The organism is Exiguobacterium sp. UBA3968 (assembly GCF_002385115.1).
GTDB lineage: Bacteria > Bacillota > Bacilli > Exiguobacteriales > Exiguobacteriaceae > Exiguobacterium_A.
The window spans coordinates 12712-34855 of record NZ_DGCW01000004.1; the positions used below are offsets into that span (position 1 = coordinate 12712).

At 48.1% G+C, this 22144-nt stretch carries 25 protein-coding genes and 2 riboswitches; of the genes, 15 read left to right on the plus strand and 10 right to left on the minus strand.

The features are described from left to right. Window positions 1–243 precede the first annotated feature (243 nt). Genes B3S86_RS00250 through mtnK form a run of 5 tightly spaced genes read right to left on the minus strand, consistent with a single transcriptional unit; the run spans window position 244 to window position 6053 of the window. The gene (locus B3S86_RS00250) at window positions 244–1248 is read right to left on the minus strand and encodes an ABC transporter permease (protein ID WP_056063700.1); all 1005 of its coding nucleotides are present in this window, start codon (window positions 1246–1248) and stop codon (window positions 244–246) included. Then, the gene (locus B3S86_RS00255) at window positions 1245–2753 is read right to left on the minus strand and encodes a sugar ABC transporter ATP-binding protein (RefSeq protein WP_035410952.1); all 1509 of its coding nucleotides are present in this window, start codon (window positions 2751–2753) and stop codon (window positions 1245–1247) included. Before B3S86_RS00255 ends, B3S86_RS00250 begins: the two co-directional genes overlap by 4 nt. Continuing rightward, window positions 2750–3829, minus strand: coding sequence for a sugar ABC transporter substrate-binding protein (locus B3S86_RS00260; protein WP_290747905.1), 1080 nt, complete (start codon window positions 3827–3829; stop codon window positions 2750–2752). Before B3S86_RS00260 ends, B3S86_RS00255 begins: the two co-directional genes overlap by 4 nt. Window positions 3830–3840: 11 nt before the next feature. Then, window positions 3841–4890: an S-methyl-5-thioribose-1-phosphate isomerase gene (mtnA, locus tag B3S86_RS00265; RefSeq protein ID WP_290747908.1), complete on the minus strand. Its 1050-nt coding sequence runs from the start codon at window positions 4888–4890 to the stop codon at window positions 3841–3843. Further along, window positions 4887–6053 carry an S-methyl-5-thioribose kinase gene (gene mtnK / locus B3S86_RS00270; RefSeq protein WP_290747911.1) on the minus strand — a complete coding sequence of 389 codons (1167 nt, stop codon included), beginning with the start codon at window positions 6051–6053 and terminating at the stop codon, window positions 4887–4889. Before mtnK ends, mtnA begins: the two co-directional genes overlap by 4 nt. 77 nt (window positions 6054–6130) lie before the next feature. After that, window positions 6131–6234: riboswitch (SAM riboswitch) on the minus strand. A 205-nt stretch (window positions 6235–6439) separates the two neighbouring features. Further along, window positions 6440–6541: riboswitch (SAM riboswitch) on the plus strand. Between the two features lie 70 nt (window positions 6542–6611). On the opposite strand from mtnK, the gene B3S86_RS00275 reads away from it, so the two are divergent. The 6 genes from B3S86_RS00275 (at window position 6612) to B3S86_RS00300 (ending at window position 11058) form a co-directional block, all read left to right on the plus strand. After that, entirely contained in the window at window positions 6612–7802 is a 1191-nt protein-coding gene (locus tag B3S86_RS00275) for a 2,3-diketo-5-methylthiopentyl-1-phosphate enolase (protein ID WP_290747914.1), read from the plus strand. Then, window positions 7799–8458 (plus strand): 2-hydroxy-3-keto-5-methylthiopentenyl-1-phosphate phosphatase, encoded by a 660-nt coding sequence (locus B3S86_RS00280; protein ID WP_290747918.1) that lies wholly within the window; start codon window positions 7799–7801, stop codon window positions 8456–8458. Before B3S86_RS00275 ends, B3S86_RS00280 begins: the two co-directional genes overlap by 4 nt. Continuing rightward, window positions 8455–9075: a methylthioribulose 1-phosphate dehydratase gene (locus B3S86_RS00285; protein ID WP_290747921.1), complete on the plus strand. Its 621-nt coding sequence runs from the start codon at window positions 8455–8457 to the stop codon at window positions 9073–9075. Before B3S86_RS00280 ends, B3S86_RS00285 begins: the two co-directional genes overlap by 4 nt. 16 nt (window positions 9076–9091) lie before the next feature. Then, complete coding sequence (locus tag B3S86_RS00290) at window positions 9092–9628, plus strand: 1,2-dihydroxy-3-keto-5-methylthiopentene dioxygenase (RefSeq protein WP_035410968.1); 537 nt, start codon at window positions 9092–9094, stop codon at window positions 9626–9628. Between the two features lie 125 nt (window positions 9629–9753). Beyond that, a complete protein-coding gene (locus B3S86_RS00295) occupies window positions 9754–10242 on the plus strand; it encodes an arsinothricin resistance N-acetyltransferase ArsN1 family A (RefSeq protein ID WP_056063724.1) in 489 nt (162 codons plus the stop codon). Window positions 10243–10302: 60 nt separating this feature from the next. Continuing rightward, complete coding sequence (locus B3S86_RS00300; RefSeq protein ID WP_056063727.1) at window positions 10303–11058, plus strand: MBL fold metallo-hydrolase; 756 nt, start codon at window positions 10303–10305, stop codon at window positions 11056–11058. Window positions 11059–11106: 48 nt separating this feature from the next. Here the strand turns inward: B3S86_RS00300 and B3S86_RS00305 are convergent, their stop codons facing one another. Further along, window positions 11107–11745, minus strand: a complete 639-nt coding sequence (locus tag B3S86_RS00305; RefSeq protein WP_035410976.1) for a pentapeptide repeat-containing protein — start codon at window positions 11743–11745, stop codon at window positions 11107–11109. Between the two features lie 176 nt (window positions 11746–11921). Here B3S86_RS00305 and B3S86_RS00310 point away from each other — a divergent pair, with 176 nt between their 5' ends. The 8 genes from B3S86_RS00310 to B3S86_RS00345 all read left to right on the plus strand — a co-directional run bounded on the left by B3S86_RS00310 (window position 11922) and on the right by B3S86_RS00345 (window position 18448). Next, window positions 11922–13244 (plus strand): DNA polymerase thumb domain-containing protein, encoded by a 1323-nt coding sequence (locus B3S86_RS00310; protein ID WP_290747927.1) that lies wholly within the window; start codon window positions 11922–11924, stop codon window positions 13242–13244. Next, a complete protein-coding gene (locus tag B3S86_RS00315; protein ID WP_214856048.1) occupies window positions 13228–13557 on the plus strand; it encodes a YolD-like family protein in 330 nt (109 codons plus the stop codon). Before B3S86_RS00310 ends, B3S86_RS00315 begins: the two co-directional genes overlap by 17 nt. A 51-nt stretch (window positions 13558–13608) precedes the next feature. Next, window positions 13609–14421 carry a ZIP family metal transporter gene (locus B3S86_RS00320; RefSeq protein ID WP_023467025.1) on the plus strand — a complete coding sequence of 271 codons (813 nt, stop codon included), beginning with the start codon at window positions 13609–13611 and terminating at the stop codon, window positions 14419–14421. A 331-nt stretch (window positions 14422–14752) separates the two neighbouring features. Continuing rightward, complete coding sequence (locus B3S86_RS00325; RefSeq protein ID WP_035410984.1) at window positions 14753–15589, plus strand: undecaprenyl-diphosphate phosphatase; 837 nt, start codon at window positions 14753–14755, stop codon at window positions 15587–15589. A gap of 108 nt (window positions 15590–15697) precedes the next feature. Beyond that, window positions 15698–16291, plus strand: coding sequence for a LemA family protein (locus B3S86_RS00330; RefSeq protein WP_029340715.1), 594 nt, complete (start codon window positions 15698–15700; stop codon window positions 16289–16291). Beyond that, window positions 16288–17028, plus strand: a complete 741-nt coding sequence (locus B3S86_RS00335; RefSeq protein WP_290747933.1) for a TPM domain-containing protein — start codon at window positions 16288–16290, stop codon at window positions 17026–17028. The genes B3S86_RS00330 and B3S86_RS00335 overlap by 4 nt, the downstream gene beginning before the upstream one ends. Before the next feature lie 17 nt (window positions 17029–17045). Then, a complete protein-coding gene (locus tag B3S86_RS00340; RefSeq protein ID WP_290747935.1) occupies window positions 17046–17309 on the plus strand; it encodes a DUF1294 domain-containing protein in 264 nt (87 codons plus the stop codon). Window positions 17310–17485: 176 nt separating this feature from the next. After that, the gene (locus B3S86_RS00345) at window positions 17486–18448 is read left to right on the plus strand and encodes an EAL domain-containing protein (protein ID WP_290747937.1); all 963 of its coding nucleotides are present in this window, start codon (window positions 17486–17488) and stop codon (window positions 18446–18448) included. Window positions 18449–18494: 46 nt separating this feature from the next. On the opposite strand, the gene B3S86_RS00350 is transcribed toward B3S86_RS00345, so the two are convergent. Further along, the gene (locus tag B3S86_RS00350; RefSeq protein ID WP_035410994.1) at window positions 18495–19520 is read right to left on the minus strand and encodes an iron-containing alcohol dehydrogenase family protein; all 1026 of its coding nucleotides are present in this window, start codon (window positions 19518–19520) and stop codon (window positions 18495–18497) included. A gap of 132 nt (window positions 19521–19652) precedes the next feature. Between B3S86_RS00350 and B3S86_RS00355 the strand changes: the two genes are divergently transcribed. Further along, window positions 19653–20468: an aldo/keto reductase gene (locus B3S86_RS00355; protein ID WP_056063749.1), complete on the plus strand. Its 816-nt coding sequence runs from the start codon at window positions 19653–19655 to the stop codon at window positions 20466–20468. Window positions 20469–20579: 111 nt separating this feature from the next. Here B3S86_RS00355 and B3S86_RS00360 read toward each other — a convergent pair whose 3' ends face one another. The 3 genes from B3S86_RS00360 to B3S86_RS00370 form a co-directional block, all read right to left on the minus strand. Beyond that, a complete protein-coding gene (locus B3S86_RS00360) occupies window positions 20580–21323 on the minus strand; it encodes a general stress protein (protein ID WP_056063752.1) in 744 nt (247 codons plus the stop codon). A gap of 128 nt (window positions 21324–21451) precedes the next feature. Continuing rightward, the gene (locus B3S86_RS00365; RefSeq protein ID WP_035411003.1) at window positions 21452–21769 is read right to left on the minus strand and encodes a DMT family transporter; all 318 of its coding nucleotides are present in this window, start codon (window positions 21767–21769) and stop codon (window positions 21452–21454) included. Beyond that, window positions 21766–22095 (minus strand): DMT family transporter, encoded by a 330-nt coding sequence (locus B3S86_RS00370; RefSeq protein ID WP_290747947.1) that lies wholly within the window; start codon window positions 22093–22095, stop codon window positions 21766–21768. The genes B3S86_RS00365 and B3S86_RS00370 overlap by 4 nt, the downstream gene beginning before the upstream one ends. Between the last annotated feature and the right edge of the window lie 49 nt (window positions 22096–22144).

Here is a 22144-nt window from a genome sequence, read left to right on the forward strand (position 1 = left end):
GCGTTTCCCCTTATTTGTTTCAGGAACGAACACATGCCGTGATCCGTTCTTTAACCGTGCAGTTGCACGTAAAACACGAATACATCCGTGTCAATGGACAACGTTCGTCAAGTCCGGTGATCCTCTTCTTTCAGAAGCGACATGCGATCGTTCCCTCTACATTGGTAATCATTCATGTGCATCACCATCCTTTCATATATTGAATATTACCGAATATGTTATAAACGAAACTTCGAATTTTAATTATTTTTTCCGATACCGCGCATAGGTCGTCGCGAGTGCGACCGCAAGGACCAGCCCTTTGATGATATTCAACGAATAGTATGGAACAGACAACATGACAAGACCATTTTCAAGAATCCCGACGAGACAAGCCCCGACGAGTGTGCCAAGGGCATTCGGTTTCCCTTGCCCTGCGAACGATGAGCCGATGAAGGCAGCTGCGACCGCTGGCATCAAGTAACCGGACCCGGCGTTGATTTGCGACGATCCGACTTGTGACGCAAGCAAAATCCCACCGATTGCAGCGAGTAACCCAGCAATCAGATATGCGAGTGCCCGGTAGCGGTTGACACGAATTCCCGTCAGTCGTGCGGCTTCTGGATTTCCACCGATGATATAGAGAAAACGACCGTGTCGCGTATGACTTAAAAAGACATGTGTCATAGCGACGACGACGAGCATGATGACGATGATCCAAGGCGCCTGGCTGATTTTCGCGAACGCCTCCGGAATTGTGCCGACTGTTGGTGTACCGTCTAAGCGTGGCATTCCGGCACTGATTGAACCACCACCGGTATACGTCATCGCGGCACCTTCGACGATGAACATCGTCGCAAGCGTCGCAAACAAATCCGGAATCTTAAACCAGACGATAAGTAAGATGTTCAACAAGGCGACACTTAAAGACAGAAGGAGTGCTAGACCAATCGAAACACCGAGTGGCAGACTGTACCAAACGAAGAATGAGACGACGAAGGAACTTGCAAGTGTTGCAGTTGATCCTACGGATAAGTCAAATCCATTAATCGTCAATGAAACCGTCAAACCAATCGCGATGATCGTCACGATGGAGATACTTCGTAAAATATTAATCAAATTCGTCCCTTGTAGGAATGTTGGAGCCGTCGTCGCAAAAAACAGGACGAGGGCAAGGATCGCGAGGACGATCCCCCAGTCGTTCAAGAATCCAAGGACCGGACGTAAACCTTTCCCCCGATTCGTTTGTTTTGATACTACCTCATTCATCGTTGCCCTCCTCCTGTCGCATACCACAACAAGGTTTCTTCTGATGTATCCGCCGTCTTCGTTTCATGGACAATCCGTCCATCGAACATGACGTAGATTCGGTCCGTGACGGTCAAAAGTTCATCCCATTCACTCGTCGCGTAAAGGATCCCTTTTTGTTGTTGCGCGAGTTCGTCAATCAGACGATAGATATCTTGTTTAGCTCCGACATCGACACCTTTCGTCGGTTCATCTAAGACGAGGACAGAAACATCGGTCAGTAACCATTTTCCGATGGCGACTTTTTGTTGATTCCCACCGGATAGTTGACCTACGTCCTGTTTCACGTCTGCCACTTTGATGCCCAGCTCCTTGACCCATTTCGATGCCTGTTCGACTTCTTTACGACGATCCATCAGTCCCCAGCGGTTGACGAAATCATGAGCTGCCGCTGCTGTCAGGTTTTCTGCGACAGAATCGGCAACAAGAATTCCTTCTTTTCGCCGTTCTTCCGGAACGAGACCGATTCCCGCTTGAATCGCAGCTTGTGGATTGCAAAGGCGATGGGCTTTTCCACCTATACGAACCTCCCCTTCCTGAAACGGGCGATCACCGAATAATGCTTTGCATAATTCCGTTTTACCGGCACCGACAAGACCCGCGATACCAACGACTTCCCCTGCTTGAACCGTCAAGGAGATGTCGCGGACGTCCGCATTCGTGGCACTCTCGACCGTCAGTACGTTCGTCGCATTGATCCGTGACGTTTTCGCGACAGACGTAAGCTTACGCCCGAGCATCTGCTCAACGACAGCTTCCTTCGTGATGTCTGTCAAAAGATGTCGCGAGATGAGTTGACCGTCGCGCATGACCGAGATGGAGTCGCAAATGTCATACAATTCTTGTAGGCGGTGGGAAATGAAAATGATCCCAAGTCCCCGTTCCGCTAAACGACGCACGACTGAAAAGAGATGGCTTGTTTCCGCCTGACTGAGAGGTGCCGTCGGTTCATCCAAAATTAAAAAACGACGTTCCTGAACGAGGGCGCGTGCAATCAATACGAGTTGCTTTTCAGCAAGACGTAATTCTTCGACACGTGTCTTGACGGAAATATCCGCCTGTAATGTCGCTAACGCTTCTTTCGCACGCTGTATGTAACGGCGTTGGGATACCAAACCCGTCATTGTTCCGTCCGTCAACAGATCGAGACAGATATTCTCAGCAACCGTCAAATACGGGACAAGCGCCACATCAACCTCTTGTTGGACGAGATCGATCCCGATTCGTTTTGCATCACGCGGAGATTGAATTGACAGTTCTTTCCCGTCAAGACGGATGATTCCTTCATCCGCTGTTTCCGCTCCAGATAAGACTTTCATCAGCGTCGACTTACCGGCACCATTCGCACCGACAAGCGCATGAATTTCACCAGACTTCACCTCAAAGGAGACTTGCTTGAGTGCCTGGACTCCCGGAAACGCAAGTGAAATCCCGGTCATTTCCAGGTGATGATTGATAGACGTCATTGTTTTTTATGGACGTCACGCAACCGGTCCATCCACGGCTCATTGAATTTATCCGACGTACTCCAACCTTTGATGATCGTATCGAGATTATACATCGTTGTGTCCTGCTTCAATGCCTTCTGCTCAACGAGTTTCGCATCGAGATCAAAGCTATCTGGTGTCTTCTCTCCGGCGATTTTCTTAGCCAGTAGTCGCATGTCCGTTTGTCCAATCAGGAATGGATCCACCGCACTCGTCGAAACCCAGTTGCTGCCTTTCTCACGCATCAGGTTGATGTCCTGATTTGAGACATCGATCGAGATCAATGGGATTTCTTGACGTTTATTATCCTTGAGCGATTTGTAAGCGCCTTTTGCGACTTCGTCCCATGCTCCCCAAACGGCATCAACGCTTCCTTTCGGGTATTTCGCGAGAATGGCATTCATCTTTGTCGCGATATCCCCTTGGACATCTTGGAAGTTCGTCGGTCCAACCGTCTCAAGCGTTTTGATTTTGCCGTCTGCTTCGTACGTCTTATAGATTTCTTGACGACGATCGAGCGGGGCAAAACCTGGTCCGAACCAGAGTTTGATGACACGGACCGGCTTTTTGTCCGTCACCTTCGTCACTTCATCGAGTGATAGCTTCGCAAGTTGATGATCGTTTTGGAACGTTTCCGTCACGTCTTGTAGAGATGCCCCTTTTTTCTTCGTGACCGTATCGAACGTCACGACCTTTAGTCCTTTATCGACTGCTGGTTTGATCATGTCATAGGCATAGTCTTCCTTACCGTGCGAAATGATGAGCCCATCATAATCTTGCTGAATCGCCTGCGCGACCAGTTCCTTGAACTTGACATCGTTACCTTCCGAAATGAACGTGCTGACTTTAAAGCCGAGCGCTTCTCCTTCACTTCGTGCGCCATCAAGGAATTGTTTCGTATGGTCGTCCGATGCGAGGTTACGGATGACGGCGATCTTGACGTCCGATTGAACTCCTTTTGGTACATCCTTGACGACTTTCGTCGTCGCTTCTCCATTCGCACAAGCCGCTAGTAATAAGGCCGGTGCTAGGACGGCGTAAGCTAGTTTTTTCATGAATTGTCTCCTTATCCGAGGGGTTGAAGCCCCGTTAATTGTTCAATCGTTTCTTCATTCGGTTGCGTGATAATACCAAGTTCGGTAATGATGCCCGTGATTAAGGTGTGTGGTGTGACATCAAAGGCCGGGTTGAAGACAGTAACTCCTTCTGGTGCTGTCGCAACACCTTGGACAGTCGTCACTTCCTGCGGATCACGTTCTTCAATTTCGATCGCGTCTCCGGAAACAAGTGAGAAATCAAACGTCGAGAGCGGTGCTGCGACGTAAAACGGGATACCGAAAGCTTGAGCGAGTAATGCTAGTTGGAACGTTCCGATCTTATTCGCCGTATCTCCGTTTCGTGTAATCCGGTCCGCCCCGACGATGATTGCATCGATCTGTTTTTCTTTCAGCGTATGGGCGACCATGTTATCTGTAATTAGCGTGACATCGATGCCGGCACGTTGTAGCTCCCATGTCGTCAGTCGTGCTCCCTGCAGTAATGGTCGCGTCTCACTCGCAAAAACAGATAATTCAATGCCGCGTTCTTTTGCGATATAGAACGGCGCAAGTGCTGTTCCATAAGCAGCGGTCGCAATCGATCCAGCATTACAGATCGTTAGGATCCGGTTGCCTGACTGGAACAATTCCAGTGCATGAATCCCGATTTGACGTGACGTCTGCGCATCCTGATCGTATAAGGCAATCGTCCGCTGCTCGAGCCGTTCGCGGATCTCTTCTACCGACGTCCCGTCTTGAATGATTGGATTCAATTGATCAAGGACATTTCGTAAGTTAACAGCCGTTGGTCGTGTCGCGAGTAACGTCGCTGATGTCTCAAGCAAGGCTTGCTTATAGATCGACAGTTCTGCTTCAAACCGGTACGCCTCTTGAACGAGTACGAATCCGCCAAATAAACTGATCGCAGGCGCCCCTCGGACGCGCAGTTGTTTAATCGCTTCGACCGCTTGTGCAAGATCGGTAATGACTTCATAGTGTTCTTCCTGCGGTAGACGTGTCTGATCGAGAATCGTCAAGACACGGTCTTCATAACGAATACTTTGAACGAATGTACTCATCGGCTAAGTTCCTCCGTTACGTCGAAGTTTCGTAAATCATCAAATGTCCGGCATTCGGTCCGACGTTTGATTAACGCCGATCCTAAACGTAAAGCATGTTGTTTTCGTTCTAGTCGTTCCGTCATAGAACTAATCGTTTCTAAATCAGCGACTGGTGCGAGTCCGATCGTCCGACGAATCAGTTCGCAACCGGCAAAGCCGAGTGCATCCTGCAAGATCGTGCTCAGTACATCGTCGACGAGTCCCGATGTCCGGAATGGTTCGACGGCTTCGCGTTCCCATAAGGCGCGGAACGTCGAAGCGAACGTCAGCCAGAACGTATCGATGTCGCGAATCCGGGCATCACGAAGTGCTGAATAATCCGGGTATGCTGCAAAGAATAAGTGGGCGATGAACTGTCCGACATCGAATCCGAATGGACCATAAAAGGCGAATTCTGGATCGATGACTTTCGTTTCTGTTGCCGAAGCAAAGATGCTTCCTGTATGTAGATCGCCGTGTAGCAACGCATCTCCTTTCGTGATGAAAAGCGCTTCGAGTTTTGCGACTTCGCGTTTCAACTCATCGTCCGCCCACAGACGTGCCACCTCTTCTTCAAGCCCGGCTTCAATCTCGTTCGTCTCCGCGTCATGGAACGGATCCGTGAAGATTAATTTTTCCGTGATGTCGCACAAGTCCGGATTGTAGTACGTTCGGGCGACGCGTTTTTTTTCAACCGGACCAAGCGCAAAGTCCGATGTATGGAATAAAGTCCGAGCGAGATAAGAACCAATATGTTCCGCAAGCAACGGATACTGTTCACCTGCGAGTAAACCGCTTCGAACGATTGTCAGATGTGAAAGATCTTCCATGACCGTATACGCCTCGTCGTGACTAGCATGAAAGACACGCGGTACGAACGGCACGGCATGCCGGGCGAATTCACGGAGTGCGGATTGCTCGATCCACGCCCGCTCGAGTGATAGTGGCCAGCTCTCACCGACGACTTTCGCGTACGGGAGTGCTTGTTTTAGAATCAATCGATGTTCACCTTCTCGAATTCGAAAGACAAGGTTCAGATTGCCGTCGCCAATCTCTTCTGCTTCGACGGTTCCGTCGCCGATCAGTCCTAGTGAGCGGACCCGTTCGATCGCGTCCTGTTCTGTAAATGCTTTGTATGTCATCTCAGTTCCCCCTATGTGATACACGAAAAAGCGCCTCTTTTCGTCATCGAAAAGAGGCGCAGGAAAGTCACTGCGTCCTCTTATCTCTCAGACGAAACGTCTGTTGGATTTAGCACCGTGCCAAGTGGTCGGTTGCTGCGGCGTCATCGGGCCAATTCCCTCTGCCAACTCGCGATAAGAGTCGTATGTAGTTGTCGTGTGTGATATTGATTTGAATCTTACGCAATCCTCTTCCCTGCTGTCAAATCGAAATCAAGCAGAAACGGATATCGTTTTCGCTCCATATATAGAAAGAGTATTTTCAAAAAAATAAATTTTCTAAAAATAGTTTGACAAGTCGTGACTCTCATGTAAAAATTGCAATTAGATTTCACAATTTCATCCAATTCTTATCAAGAGCAGACGGAGGGACAAGCCCTACGATGTCGCAGCAACCGACCTTTTGGCACGGTGCTAATTCTTGCAGCTACTAAGCTGACAGATAAGAGTCCACGTTCGAATCATTCATGGTCTCTTGTCGCTGACAAGAGACCATTTTTTTATTGAAGGAGGAAAGACATGGCTTACATCACAGCTACTTATCAATTGACCGCCCGCGATCGACTGGAGCAACGCGCCGAACAACTCGCGCTTGGTCTGACGGTTGGTTCCTGGACGGAGCTGAATCATCTTGAGCAACAACAACTCGCCTCATTCAAAGGAGAAGTCGTACATACGGAAGAGCGCGACGGTAAAGGCTATATCACGATTCGTTACCCGGAACACAATGTATCGCGCGACTTTTCTGCGATCTTGACGACCGTCTTCGGGAAACTCTCACTCGACGGTGAAATCAAATTAACAGAACTGCTACTACCCGATACATTCACGTCGGATTTTCCAGGTGCGAAGTTCGGGATCGAAGGGGTTCGTTCCTTGATTGGTGTCGAAGATCGTCCACTGTTAATGAGCATCTTCAAAGGGGTCATCGGACGCGATTTATCGTTCCTTCGTGATCAACTCGAAGGACAACTTGCTGGTGGGATCGATCTCGTCAAGGACGATGAGATCCTATATGACAATCCGTTGACACCGACGATTGATCGGGCACGGATAGGACGTGAGGTTATCGATGCTCATTTCCACCGGACCGGTAAACGTGCGTTGTATGCGATCACACTTAGTGGTCCCGTCTTTACGCTCAAGGATCAAGCCAAACGATTGATTGACGCTGGAGCAACTGCTTTCTTGTTGAATACCTTCACATACGGACTCGACGTCTTACGTGAATTGGCAAGTGATCCGGAGATCAACGTTCCCATTTTCAATCATCCGGCTTACAGCGGTGCATTGATTGCTAGCCCGAACCACGGTGTTGCAGCGCCTGTCTTACTTGGCACATTACCGCGCGTTGCTGGTGCAGACTTAACACTATTCCCGTCACCTTACGGCAATGTCGCTCTTCCGAAGGACGTCGCCCGCGGCATCGCGGTCGAAGCGACTCGCCTCGGTCAGACGAAAGCGATTTTCCCTGTCCCTTCAGCCGGTATTCACCCAGGACTCGTTGCTCAACTCGTACGCGACTTCGGGATCGATTCCGTCATCAACGCTGGTGGTGGCGTACATGGTCATCCGCAAGGTGCTGCGGCTGGTGTTATCGCTTTTCGTCAAGCACTTGATGCGGCACTCGCAAATGAATCCCTATCGAATGCTGCGTCACGACATGAAGAATTACGAGTCGCGCTCGACGCTTGGGGGATCAAGTCATGACCTTACGAATTCTTTGTGACTTCGACGGTACCGTGACGATGCAGGATAACATCATTGCACTCATGGAGGTATTTGCGCCAGTGAATGACTTCGAACCGTTGAAACGTGGCGTGCTCGACCGGACGTTATCGATCCAAAGTGGTGTCGGGCAGATGTTCGCGCTTCTGCCGTCCGACGGTAAAGCGGACTATCTTGATTTCTTGATGGAGCGCGCTGTCATTCGCGAAGGATTTTCGGAGTTGCTTCAGTACAGTCGTCGTCAAGGAATCCATTTTTCGATTGTTAGCGGTGGAATGGACTTTTTCGTCGAACCGATCTTAGCACCGTTCCTCGAGCAAGAGCAGATTTACTGTAACATTGCCGATTTCAGTGGTCCATTCGTCCACATCGATTGGCCACACGCCTGCGATGTCCATTGCACGAATGGATGCGGCTGTTGTAAAACATCCGTTGCCCGTACATTATGCAAAGACGATGACGTCATCATCGTCATCGGTGACTCAGTGACGGACTTCGAACTCGCAAAACAAGCGGATCGTGTCTATGCCCGTGATTATCTGATCACGTTGTGTGAAGAAAATGATATCGCCTATACACCTTTTGAGACGTTCCACGATATCGTTCATGATTTAGCACGATCGGAGGTGACGATATGACATTCATGCGACGGTATGAAGAACTACGCGCCATCAAACAAGAACTTGCAGCGCGCGATTGGTTCCCTGGTACGAGTGGTAACCTCGCCATTCGGACGTCCGGTATTCCGATTGAATTTCTTGTGACGGCAAGTGGGAAAGATAAGCGGCAGACGACTCCTGACGACTTCGTTCATGTCGATGCGACCGGTCAATTGATCGGCGAGCAATCCGGGCGCCCTTCTGCTGAGACATTGCTCCATGTCGAAGTGTTCAACCGAACGAACGCCGGATGTTCCCTGCATGTCCATACGATTGCGAACAATGTGATTTCGGAGTTATATGGCGATCAGGGAAGTATCACCTTCTCCGGTCAAGAAATCATCAAGGCACTCGGTCACTGGGAAGAAGATGCGACGGTCACGGTGCCGATCATTCCGAATCACGCGGACATCCCGACACTCGCTGCTGCTTTTGCGCCATATGTCACAGCGGACAGCGGTGCCGTCCTGATTCGCAATCACGGAATCACGGTCTGGGCACCGACCGCCTTTGAAGCAAAGAAACACCTCGAAGCCTTCGAGTTTTTATTCAACTATACGTTGACGTTGCAATCATGCCGTCAATCTATCTATTAAAAGGAGGAATCATCTCATGGCAACAGTCTTATTCCAAGAAACAAACACACGGTATACGGATCAAACGGAAGTCGCTGACTTCCTCGCATCGCGCGGCGTTCTTTACGAACAATGGGACGTCTCAAAACTACCAGCACCTCTCGTCGAGAACTTCACACTGACGGATGCCGACAAACAAACGATTCTCGATACGTTCGCTCCAGAAATCAAAGACGTATCAGAACGTCGTGGATATCAGACAGCTGATATCATTTCACTTTCGGATACGACACCGAACCTTGACGAGTTGCTCGTCAACTTCCAGAAAGAACATCATCACACGGATGATGAAGTCCGTTTCATCGTAAGCGGTCACGGCGTCTTCGCGATCAAAGACGAAGAAGTCGGCTACTATAACATCGAACTCAATCCTGGTGATTTGATTTCTGTTCCTGTCAATACACGCCACTACTTTACGCTCCAAGAGGATCGGAAAGTCGTCGCTGTTCGAATTTTCGTCACGACGGATGGCTGGGTTCCAATTTACGAGAACGAGACATCCACGGTCTCTTAAGAACGACAAAAGCGTTGATTTCTTCTATATAAGGAGAATCGGCGCTTTTTCTTATCTCACAAACATATCACTACATCGACACGTAACAGATATAATGAGGGAAAAGCGATTGGGGAGTGAGCAACATGCATATTCGTCCTGTAACGGAACATGATTTACCCGCCGTTCTATCCATTTATAATGAAGGCATCGAAGACCGAATCGCAACGCTTGAGACGGATCGAAAAGATTTATCGTTCATGACCCAGTGGTATGCAGAGCGTACGCATCGCTACGCTGGATATGTCGCAGAAGATGAGACAGGTGTCCTCGGCTTCATTTCTCTTGATCCGTATAACCCGCGTCCTGTCTATGCGACAGTTGGTGAGATTTCCGTCTACATTACTCGAACACATCGCGGACAAGGGATCGGGACACAGTTGTTAGAAACTGCCGAACAACATGCGCGCGATCATCAGATGCATAAGCTGATTCTCTTTACCTTCCCGTTCAATAAAATCGGACAAAAGCTCTACATCCGTTCCGGATTCCGGATTGTTGGGACATTTAAGGAACAAGGTCGCTTGAACGGCGAATACGTCGACGTCATGGCGATGGAGAAACGCTTACGATAGGATTCATTGAATGCCAGACGGGGAATAATCAATCCGAGTCATTGAGAGAGGATGAACCTAATGGATATTCAACAAATTCGTAATGCGACGCTTGTCGTCACGTATGCCAATCAAGTTTTACTAATCGATCCGTTTCTCGGCGAAAAAGGCAGTCTACCTCCTTTCGGTCAAACGCCGAATGCCGTCGCCAATCCACTCGTCGACTTACCGGTCGATGTTAAGACACTGCTCGATCCTGACGCTGTCTTCGTCACGCATCTGCACGCGGATCATTTCGATGATGCTGCAAAACAATTTCTACCCAAGCATTTGCCATTCTATGCGCAGCAAGAAGAAGACGCACGGCAAATCCGAGAAGCCGGCTTCACGAACGTCTCTTCCTTCGATTCCGGTGTGACGATCGGTGATATCCAGGTCCATCGAACAGGTGGACAGCATGGTGTCGGTGAAATCGGTGAACGAATGGGACATGTCTCCGGACTCGTCCTCACGCATCCGGACGAACCGACGCTTTATATCGCAGGTGATACGATCTGGTGTGACGAGGTCGCGCATGCGATTGAACAACATACACCAGATATCATCGTCGTCAACAGTGGGGCTGCCCAGTTCCTGACGGGAGAACCGATCACGATGTCGCAGCGTGATCTCCTTGCCGTACACGAAGCAGCAGCGGAAGCAACGATCATCGTCTCGCACCTCGAGTCCGTCAATCACTGTCTCCTACGGCGCGACATGATTGCTGACTTTTTAGCTGCTTTCCACCTCTCTGCCCATTTCCTCATTCCGGAAGATGGCGAAACGATGTCATTTTAAGAACAAATCAAAAGTCTCTTTTCGAAATTCATCGAAAAGAGACTTTTTTCATGGAATGACCAATCCTAATAATCGAGCGAAGGCGACTGCTTGTTCTTCCGTAATGACTGCGCCCGGTAAAAATCGCGGATCGATTGTGATACCAGAGAGTTCCGTCTGCCGGAGATCAAGACCTTTTAATGGTGTTTCAATCCATTGGCTATCAGTAAGCCGGACCGCTTCGAGTTTCCAATGGGTCGGTTTCACTTCGAAGAACTGTGCTTCTTTCATCGTCGTTTCACTCCAATGCTGATGACGGACAGTACTACGAATGAACTGGGCATAGTCTGCGAGTCCTTCTTCGATCGTCAGATGATCAAGCGTACAATCTTCAAACTGAACACCCGTCATCCGGCATCCGACGAAAGACACGCGGTGAAAACGGGTTTCTTGGAAGTGACATCCTGTTAAGTCACATTGCTCGAAACGAATATCTTCGAACGAACCGCGGTCAAAGGTGAGGTTCGCGAACGAGACATTTTGAAAACATACTTGATAGGCATCGATACGCTCCGTCAGTTCGACAGGCATCGACTCCTTTTCATAACGTGCTCCTTTCAGATATGGATCGTCGATTTCGACTTGATCGAACGTCTCTGCTTGAAGCGTTTTCGGTAATTCTGGTAAACGGATAACGATCTCTTTCATAGAAATTCCCCCTTTTTCTCTCCTTTAGTGTATCAAACTCCTCTTGCATAAGGGTCAATCGTTCGAATTCCCTCTTTTTTCAACAGTTTTTTATTTTGAGACACTTTGAGACCATGCTATAGTCAAAGAAAATCAAAACAAGAACATATGTTCTTTTATGTAAAGGAGTGATTCAAATGTTTCCTTCCGTCGTTTTACCACAGAATAAACGTATTTTTTGTGTTGACAGTGTTTCCTTCTACGCCAGCTGTGAATGCCAGTATCGCAATCTCCCTCCCTTAACGACACGTCTTGCGGTCGTCTCCGATTTAAGACGAAGCGGATCCGTCATTCTCGCCGCTACTCCCGCCCTAAAAGCGCTTGGAATCAAGACAGCCGGTCGACTGTACGAAATCGAGCAATTACCCTACGCCATTCGTCGTACGATTCAACTCGTCGAACCGCGCATGCTCGCTTATATGAAAACGTCGATTCGTGTTTTAGATGTCCTGCATCAATTTGCCCCACCTGAAGCGATTCGTGTCTATTCGATTGACGAAAGTTTCATTGACATGACTGGAACCGATCGCCTGTTTGGTTCCAATCTGCAAGCTGCCAAAAAGATTCAAGAAGCGATTCTGAAGCAGACCGGCATTCATGTCCGCATCGGGATTGGTCCAAATAACGTCATCGCGAAACTGACGCTTGACTTAATCGGGAAAAAAGAAGGCATCGCACAATGTGGATACGCTGATGTCGCACGACGTCTCCATGATTTTCCGATTCGGAAGATGTGGGGAGTCGGACACCGCATGGAACAACATCTGCAGATGATGGGGATTGAAACGATTGGTGACCTTGCCATGCGCCCAGTCGAAGAGTTACATGAACGCTTCGGTGTCATCGGCGCCGAACTATGGCACCACGCTTGGGGTCTTGACGCGTCACCGACACTGCTTGCCCCTCGCCATTTGTTCGAGAAAGCCCCTCAACGGACGATTGGACACGGTGTGACCTTGATGCAGGACTATTATCAATTCGAACGTATCCGGAATGTGCTCAACGAACTCGTGCAGGATGTTGCGGCACGTTGCCGCTTTTCGAATCAAGTCGGTTGGACTGTTCATATCGGTGTCCGCTATTCTCGAAACGTCGTCCGAAGTGGCTTCTCGCGTCAAGTCCGGTTGCCTTATCCGACATCCGATGAGCGAATCATTCTGCGTCATGTCTTACAATTATTCGAACCGAATTGGCTTGACGGGGAACCCGTTCGTTTTTTATCTGTCGCAGTGGGACATCTAACTGCCGATCAAGGCACCTTACAGTTATCCTTGTTCGAGGATAATACGCGACTCTGGAAGCGGCGGCGGTTATTAAAAGCAATGGACATCGTTAACCTCCGCTACGGAAAAGGAACGATTCGTCTCGCTGTCTCGTTTCTCGATACGAGCATCGCCAAACGGCGGCTTCGTTTCGTTGGCGGTCATCCAGGAGGTGATCTTCATGACAGCGTATCGTGATCGAGGGAATTTAAAGTGGATCCCTTTTCTCATGCCGGAGCACTTGCAATTGCTCCGGGAGTATTATGTCCAAATGCATCAGCTCGACTTGCCTGAAATCGATGAACAACTGCAAGAATCGTGGCACTTTCTACTTCAAGAGGCTTTAATAGAAGGAAACGAACTCGAAATCACGTATTATAAGGAAAGTAGCTACGTGACGGTCGTCGGTTTTGTTGAACGGCTAGAGCCTGAACGTTCTGTTCTCTTTCTGCGTGGTCGTGTTGTAGTAGAAATCTCCTTCACACGAATCGTTCGGATCGAAAACGGGTAAGCTTTCATACAGATAGCCGCTTCAAATCGTGCCCGGAAAGAAGGAATAGTCATGTTGGATTGGTTCACTTCCCTCCCCGTCGTCGTGCAAGCATTACTTGCCGGTATGATGACTTGGGGATTAACCGCACTTGGTGCGGCACTCGTTTTCGTCTTTACAACGATTGAAAAACGCGTCATGAACATGATGCTTGGTTTTGCAGCCGGTGTCATGATCGCCGCTTCATTCTGGTCTTTGCTCGCCCCAGCGATCGAATTCACGGAGCAGGACGGTGGCATCGCGTGGATTCCTGCTGCAATTGGATTCCTTGCGGGTGGATTTTTCGTCCGTCTCCTTGACTTCGTCACACCGCATTTGCACTTATCCGCACCACTTGAAACAGCTGAAGGTCCTTCAACAGGACTTAAGAAAACGACGTTGCTGTTTCTTGCGATCACGTTGCATAACATTCCGGAAGGTCTTGCGATCGGTGTCGCTTTTGGTGCCGCTGCCTTGAATATGGACGGAGCGACCGTCGCCGGGGCTTTGACACTCGCACTCGGGATTGGCATTCAAAACATGCCCGAAGGTGCTGCGTTATCGATTCCGTTACGCGGTGAAGGGATGTCGCGCCGGCGTGCCTTTCATTACGGTCAATTGTCAGCAATCGTTGAACCGATTGCCGCGATGGTCGGTGCGGCGGCTGTCTTCTTCGTTCAACCACTTCTACCATATGCGTTATCGTTTGCTGCTGGTGCGATGATTTTCGTCGTCGTCGAAGAATTGATTCCGGAATCACAAGCAGAGAACGGATCCGATTTAGCGACACTTGGTCTAATGGTCGGTTTCACGGTCATGATGATTCTCGATGTCGCTTTAGGTTGAGCTCAAAAGCAACGAGCAGTGGATTGAATCCTCCACTGCTCGTTTATCTATTCCCATTCGAATCATTATTCAATTTGAAGTTGTCCTGACCTTGTGTGATAAGCGGAGGATTTTATTCAAGATGCCGTCCTACACACAAACTTCGTCTTGAAGTTTGCGTTGCTGTCCTAAGTATTTCGTCTCTCTTGCTTTCTATGATCGAAGTGCGTCTTCACGGATCAGATTGGTCACGTTCCCTCAGACCTGCGCCCGATATTCCGATTGGTTCTATCTCACAAGAATAAAACATGATATGTTTTTACATAGCACATCATTATAGAAGGAGATTACCATGCATATCATTGAACTCTTGAAAGCTCTTTTACTCGGTTTCGTCGAAGGAATGACGGAATTCGCACCTGTCTCTTCAACAGGTCATATGATCATCGTTGATGACATGTGGTTACAAACAACCGAATTTCTCGGTAAATACTCAGCGAACACCTTTAAGGTCGTCATCCAGCTCGGATCAATCCTTGCGGTCATCGTCGTCTTTTGGAAACGTCTCTTCAGTTTGATTGGTCTGTATAAAATTGAAGGAGAACACGATGCGACGGGTACACACAAGTTAAAACTACGTCACGTTTTGATCGGTCTATTACCTGCTGCTATCCTCGGATTATTATTCGAAGACTTCATCGATGAGAACCTCTTCTCGATTGAAACAGTCATCATCGGTCTTGCGGTCGGTGCCCTCTTGATGATTGCAGCCGACAAACTCGGACCAAAGGAACCGAAAACGACATCGCTTGATCAGATTACATATCGCCAAGCAGCATTCGTCGGTCTGTTCCAATGTATTTCCCTTTGGCCTGGCTTCTCCCGTTCTGGTTCAACGATTTCAGGAGGGGTCTTCCTCGGCATGAATCACCGGACGGCAGCTGACTTCACGTTCATCATGGCCGTACCGATCATGTTCGGTGCCAGTTTCCTCTCACTCGTTAAGAACTGGGATAACATTCATGCGAGTGATTTCGGTTTCTATGCCGTCGGATTTATCGCATCGTTCGTGTTTGCTCTCTTATCGATTCGCTTCTTCTTGAAGCTGATCAACAAGATCAAACTCGTCCCGTTCGCGATCTACCGTCTTGTCTTAGCAGCTGTTCTTGCTGTCATCGTCTACATGTAAATTCTAACCGTTAGCTATTTTAGCTGACGGTTTTTTATTTTTTTTGAAACTAATTCATTCGGTTAAGGGTATATAGGGATGAGACATACTTAAAGGAGTGAACGCCATATGGCACGCAGAAGTCGGAGTCGATCAAAACTCCCATTAATCATCGGAGTCGTTGTCGTCGTCGTGATTGCGTTTTTAGCAATCGGCCAATACAACAGCCTCGTCAATGTAGAAGAAGATGTATCGAATAAATGGTCGCAAGTCGATAACCAGATCAAGCGTCGTGCGGATTTAATTCCGAACCTCGTCGAAACGGTCAAAGGTGTCGCGGGTCAAGAAGAAAAAGTATACGGTAAAGTCGCTGAAGCTCAAGCTGGTCTTGCGCGCGCCGCGTCAACCGAACAACGGATTGAAGCCGATCAACAAGTCACGTCTTCGCTTCGTGGATTGATTGCTTTGCAAACCACTTATCCGGAACTAAAATCAAGCGAACGATTCCAATCATTGATGGATACGCTGGAAGGAACAGAAAATCGTCTCGGGATCGCCCGCAAGGATTACAACGATGCCGTGACGCTTTATAACAAAAAACGTCGGAGCTTCCCAACAGCACTCTATGCCTCTGCATTCGGATTTGAGAAAAAGCCGTATTACGAAATTTCAGACAGCGACCGAGAAAATCCGACTGTCGACTTTAACAGTGATTCGAAATGATTCGGCGGTGGACGCGACTTCTGTTGAGCGCGTTCCTCGTCTTCTTCCTCTTCGTTCCGACGGCTAGTGCCGTTTCAGAACGAACGGGAGCAGCCTTTTTCATTCAAGATGATGCTCAGTTGCTCACACCGTCGGAAGAAGCCGAACTCGCGCAACTCGGTCAGGAACTCGAACAGTACACGACGGCGCAAGTCGTGCTGAAGACGGTTTCCGATCTAAAAGGACAGGACTTAAGTTCTTACGCCAATGAAACATTCCGGCGACAAGGAATCGGTCAAAAAGGAAAAGACAATGGTGTACTCGTCGTCGTCGCTCCGAACGAAAAGAATCGCCAATTTCGGATCGAGGTCGGTTATAAACTCGAAGGGGTTCTGACCGATATCACGGCCGGTCGTATCCTCGATCAATACGCGGTTCCTTATAAAGAGAATGGTCAGTATGGAAAAGCAGCAAGCGAAACATACAAAGCTGTCGTCAGTGTCATTTCAAAAGATCAGTCGCTTGAGTCGCAAGACCCTCCGAAATCTCAAAATGATGGTGGACTTCCGCTGTGGACGAAGATTCTGATCGGTGCCGGATTACTGATCTTATTGTTCCTCGACATGAAGTTCACCGGCGGTATGTTCTTCTTTGCGATTTTGAACATTTTTTCCGCGATCATGCGCGGTGGCGGTGGTGGAAACGGCGGTAGTCGTGGTGGTGGCGGAAGTTCCGGCGGCGGTGGTGCCGAACGTTAGAAAAGGAGTCAGTTTTCATGAGGATTATCTTAGGTTATTACATCCTCCTGACACTCATCGGATTTGGCTCGATGTGGCAGGATAAACGTCGAGCACGACAACATGCTTACCGGACACCGGAAGCGACACTATTGACGATTGCTTTTCTCGGTGGTGCGCTCGGTTCTTGGATCGGTATGTATACAGTCCGGCACAAGACACGGAAAGCGAAATTCCAATGGTTGGTGCCACTTGCAGCTATGTTGCATCTCGCTTTTTGGATATTTTACACTTCACAATGAAATCATGTGACCGATAGAGAAGAGAACGTACGGAAATGCATCCGTCGTTCCCTTCTCTTTTTTATATGAGGTCAATGATTATGAAAAATAGGTTTAATTTCTTTTTCTCTCAGGGTAAAGAGTTTAACCAATTTAATAAATACATCTTTTGATGTATCGAGAGGTGGACATCTTTTATGTGGCATCCTTGCGCCGAATGTACGACATCAATCCGTTTCGTCGAAGCTGGAGCACTCCATATCCAATCACCAACACCAGAAATCTATTCCTATCAATCGTTCGAACAACTCGAACAGTTACTAACGTCGCTCTTGCGTGTAGCGGATTATTCGGTATCCTGTCGCGCCACACAATCGCGTTATGTGACAGCACCCATTCTAGCTTCAGCACTTCTAGAACAACTAAAGCATCGGTCAGCAATTGATTTTATCCAACACGGTGTCATGACGAGCCATTTGCAACCGATTTATGATATTCAACAAAATGTACTCGTTGCGAATGAAGCATTACTGCGAGCAGCAGATGACAACACTCCTATCTCACCAGGTGTCCTATTCTCAACAGCATCGAAGATGGGGCTTCATTCTCGGCTTGATCAACGGGCGCGCGAAGAAGCGATTCGCGCGACACATCATATCGGTGGCACAACAAAAACGTTCATCAACTTTCTCCCTTCGACGATCTATAATCCGGAGTACTGCCTGCGCCATACGTTTGAAATCGTTGAGCGTTATCAAGTTGATCCAAGTCGGCTTGTCTTCGAAGTCGTCGAAACGGAAAAAATTGAAGACGTCAACCATTTGAAACACGTCTTCGAACAGTATAAAAAGCAAGGCATTCAAGTGGCACTAGACGATGTCGGCGCTGGTTTCTCAACACTTGATATGTTGTCCTTGCTTCAACCGGATTATATTAAGATCGATCGTTCCTTCATCGATCACTGCGATACGAACTCAGAAAACGAAGCGTTCTTACGAAAAGCCCGTTATCTAACGCGAGAAATGGGGATTCAAATCTTAGCTGAAGGCATCGAACGTCAAGAAGAACTCGATTTTTGCCGCGAACTCGGCTTTGATCTTGGTCAAGGATACCTACTCGGTCGTCCCACTCCTTACGCTCATTTGGCGAAAGCACAATAAAAATACGCACATGGACCGTCTGACGGAACATGTGCGTATTTTTAGGTTAAGAAGTCGAAACGGAAACTGTCTCGTTCTGTGTGATGGCATCGACTAGTTGTTCTGCTGATACGATTGGACGCAACAGACGGCACAGCTCCTCTTTCGATGTTTGAAAAGCAAGTGCTTCGACAATGTTGAGCGAAACTCCGAAATCAGTGAGTGTCGTTGGCTGCTCTTGTGCAAGAAGGTAGTCACGCAACTCTATATAATCATCATCATGTCCGAGCAGCTTCTCTTGGACGAGTAACCCGTAACCGACCTTACTCCCATGTAAGAACGCATGAGTTTCTGGATAAGGAGATAATGCGTTATGTACCGCGTGTCCGATTGCACCGCGTGTCGCCGCATCACCAAAACCTCCAATGCTTCCGGCTAATGGAATGACGGTCTCGACGAGGTATTGGATTTCAGCTGGATATTCACGAAAACGTTTTTCTGTCACATTCGTCGACAAAATGAGGTCCTTGCATCGCTCAGCTGTCCGGAGTGCCGTCTCGATGACGGGATCGCTTGCTGTAGACCCACTCAAGGCACGTGCTTCATACCATTTTGCTAGCGTATCGACGAGTCCGGCGACAAAATAATCATACGGACTCGTTGCGATGATACGATGATCGAGTAAAAGAGCTTCAATCACGACAGGAAACGTGTCAAATCGAATATACTGTCCCTGTTCGTTATACATGACACTGAGCGGAGTCCACGGGGCACAGTTCGAGACAATCGTCGGAATGACGATGACAGGACGTTGTAATTGAAACGCGACCTGTTTTGCCGTATCGATGACACTCCCACCTCCGAGTGCGAGAATCACATCATACGGAGCACATACTTGTTTGAAGAATGCCACCTGTTGATCCGTACAATGTCCTTCAAATAAAAAGCGGGGAACATCCGGTAAAGCAAAAGCAGCTGCTTCGTAGGCTTGACGTCCATGAATCAAGACTGCCGAACGGTTACCTATTATTTCTTCGAGTTGATCGAGTGCGTGTTCCTCATGTATGTATTGTAAAACAGCTTGTCGAATCACAGAATCGCCTCCTAATATTTGTTATCGCTCAGTATACGCAAAAGAACGCGCTTCGGCAATCATTCGATTTTTATAGGAGGAGCGCGTACACTAGACAAGAAAAGAATTTACTATAAAGGAGTCGATGAATCGATGCAACAGATCACGTTAAATAACGGTATCAGTATGCCCCAACTCGGATATGGTGTTTTTAAAGTACCGGAAGAAGAAGTATATGAAGCGGTCAGCGAAGCGCTTCGCGCCGGGTATCGCTCAATCGATACGGCGATGATTTATGAGAACGAAGAAGGCGTCGGTCGTGCTCTGCGTGACTCGGGTATTCCCCGGGAAGAGATCTTTCTGACGACGAAAGTCTGGAATTCCGATCATGGCTATGAAGAGACACTTGCCGCTTTTGAGACGAGTCTGCAAAAGCTCGGCGTTGATTATGTTGATTTGTATCTGATTCATTGGCCAATGCCTAAAGAAGATCGCTATGTCGAGACATGGCGAGCGCTCGAGCATCTCTATGCAGAAGGGAAGACGCGTGCCATCGGTGTCTCGAACTTCCATATTCCTCACTTGGAACGAATTTTAGCCGAAGGATCGGTTGTTCCTGCCGTCAATCAGATTGAACTCCATCCGTTTCTTAGCCAAGAAGCGATTCGAGACTTTTGCCGCAAGCAAGGTATCGTCGTCGAAGCATGGAGTCCGTTGATGAAAGGACGCGATGCGTTGACGCATCCGGTCATCGTCGATATCGCCGACCGTCATCAGAAAACACCTGCTCAAGTCGTTCTCCGTTGGCACTTGCAACATGACATCGTCGCGATTCCGAAATCCGTCACACCAAGCCGGATTCGCGAAAATCTCGATGTCTTCGACTTCAGCTTGTCAGACACTGATATGCAAGCGATTGATCAATTGAACGCTAATGTGCGTACAGGATCAAATCCGGATGATAAATAAAACGAGACGATTCTCGTTTTATCTCCATACAAAAAGAAGGTACTTTTCAGATTTTATCCGAAAGGTACCTTCTTCGATTATGACCCTGACGTGTGATTCCATTCTATTATTTTAGCGGTCTAAATTATTTCCATGGTCTTGCTTGGCAATGTCATTCGATTGATGTTTGGATTGACGATGTTCTTCACCGTCTTGCGTTGCATCCTGTTCTTTTTCCTCGTATTCTGTTTCTGGACGCCGGAAATCATCATCCCGACGCATCGCAATATTCGGTTCTCGGTTTCCATCGAGCTTTTTCGAATGATCGATTGCTTGCTCGTCTTGCGGCATCTTATCGGTACCTGCGCGATGCAAATCAATCTCCGCGTGCTCTTCCTTTGAATCCTTATCAACGTCAAGCGAATTACCTGAGCCAAGCTGTGCGTTAGAATTAGCGTCTGATGACGTATGCGTTTCTTCTCCACTACCATAACGGACTTTTACATCAGGATGTGTGTTGTCTGTATTTAAATGTGGATCGAACTGGATGTCTTGGACTTCAAGTAACAGAACGAAGCCCCCACCTTCGACTTCCGTTTTTCGTTGTTCGATTTCATTATCTGATAGATCAAGTGACTCGAACAGATCATCGACTTCTTGATCACGACCTTTGTTCCCACGAATCCGGTCCATCCAAGACGGTTTTGTTGTCGCGATTTCTGCGTCCATCTGGCTACGGACGAGTGCGATATTCGACTTCTCCTTGACGATCACGTAAAAGTCTTCTTCCCGATGTCCTTGAATGTGTAGTTCGTCCATTTTTGAGATCAATTCGTCTTCTGAATAGAACGTTCCGATATATTGTTTCGTTTTCATGGATGTTCTCCCCTTATTAACACGATTTGTCATGCGTAGCTTCTATAAGGAGTATTTCCTCTTTTGCATTAAAATATGCCAAAAAATATGCGTTCCGTTAAAACGTCATCTGTTTGACATGTAAACGGTCATTCGCCGACAAGTTTTAAACCGATCGTCGCACTTAAGACAAGACCGATACAGACGAGCCGTTTCCAGTCTTTTGATTCGTTATAAAGCACCATGCTGAGAATCGCTCCGCCCGCTGCTCCAATTCCTGTCCAGACCGCGTACGCTGTTCCCATCGGTAAGCCATTCATTGCAAGCGTCAAGAATAGAAAACTGAGTCCGAACCCTGTTCCCATCAACAGTAGATTCTTCGCATTCTTATTTTGATTAAATGTATTGATCAAGACGACACCAAACATCTCAAAGATTCCGGCAATGACTAAATACACCCAACTCATGCTGATTTCTCCTCTCCACTGACTAATTTTAGACCGATGACGCCAACGAGTAAGACAGCGATCAATGCTAATTTCATCACGGAAGCCGCTTGATCGAACAACACGATGTCCGTCAAGACCGTCCCTGCCGTCCCGAGACCAACGAAGACAGCATAGACCGTTCCGACCGGTAAATGGTTACTTGCTTTAATCAATACGGTGAAGCTAATGATGATACAGATGACTGTCGCTCCCCATTCGAATGGTGTTGCCGCATGTTTTAACCCGATGACCCAACCGACTTCAAAACACGCTGCGATAATGATCCCGATCCAATACTTTGCCATAGTAATTGCCTCCTAATAGATGATTTCAAATGAAAAAGCCCGGGAGCAA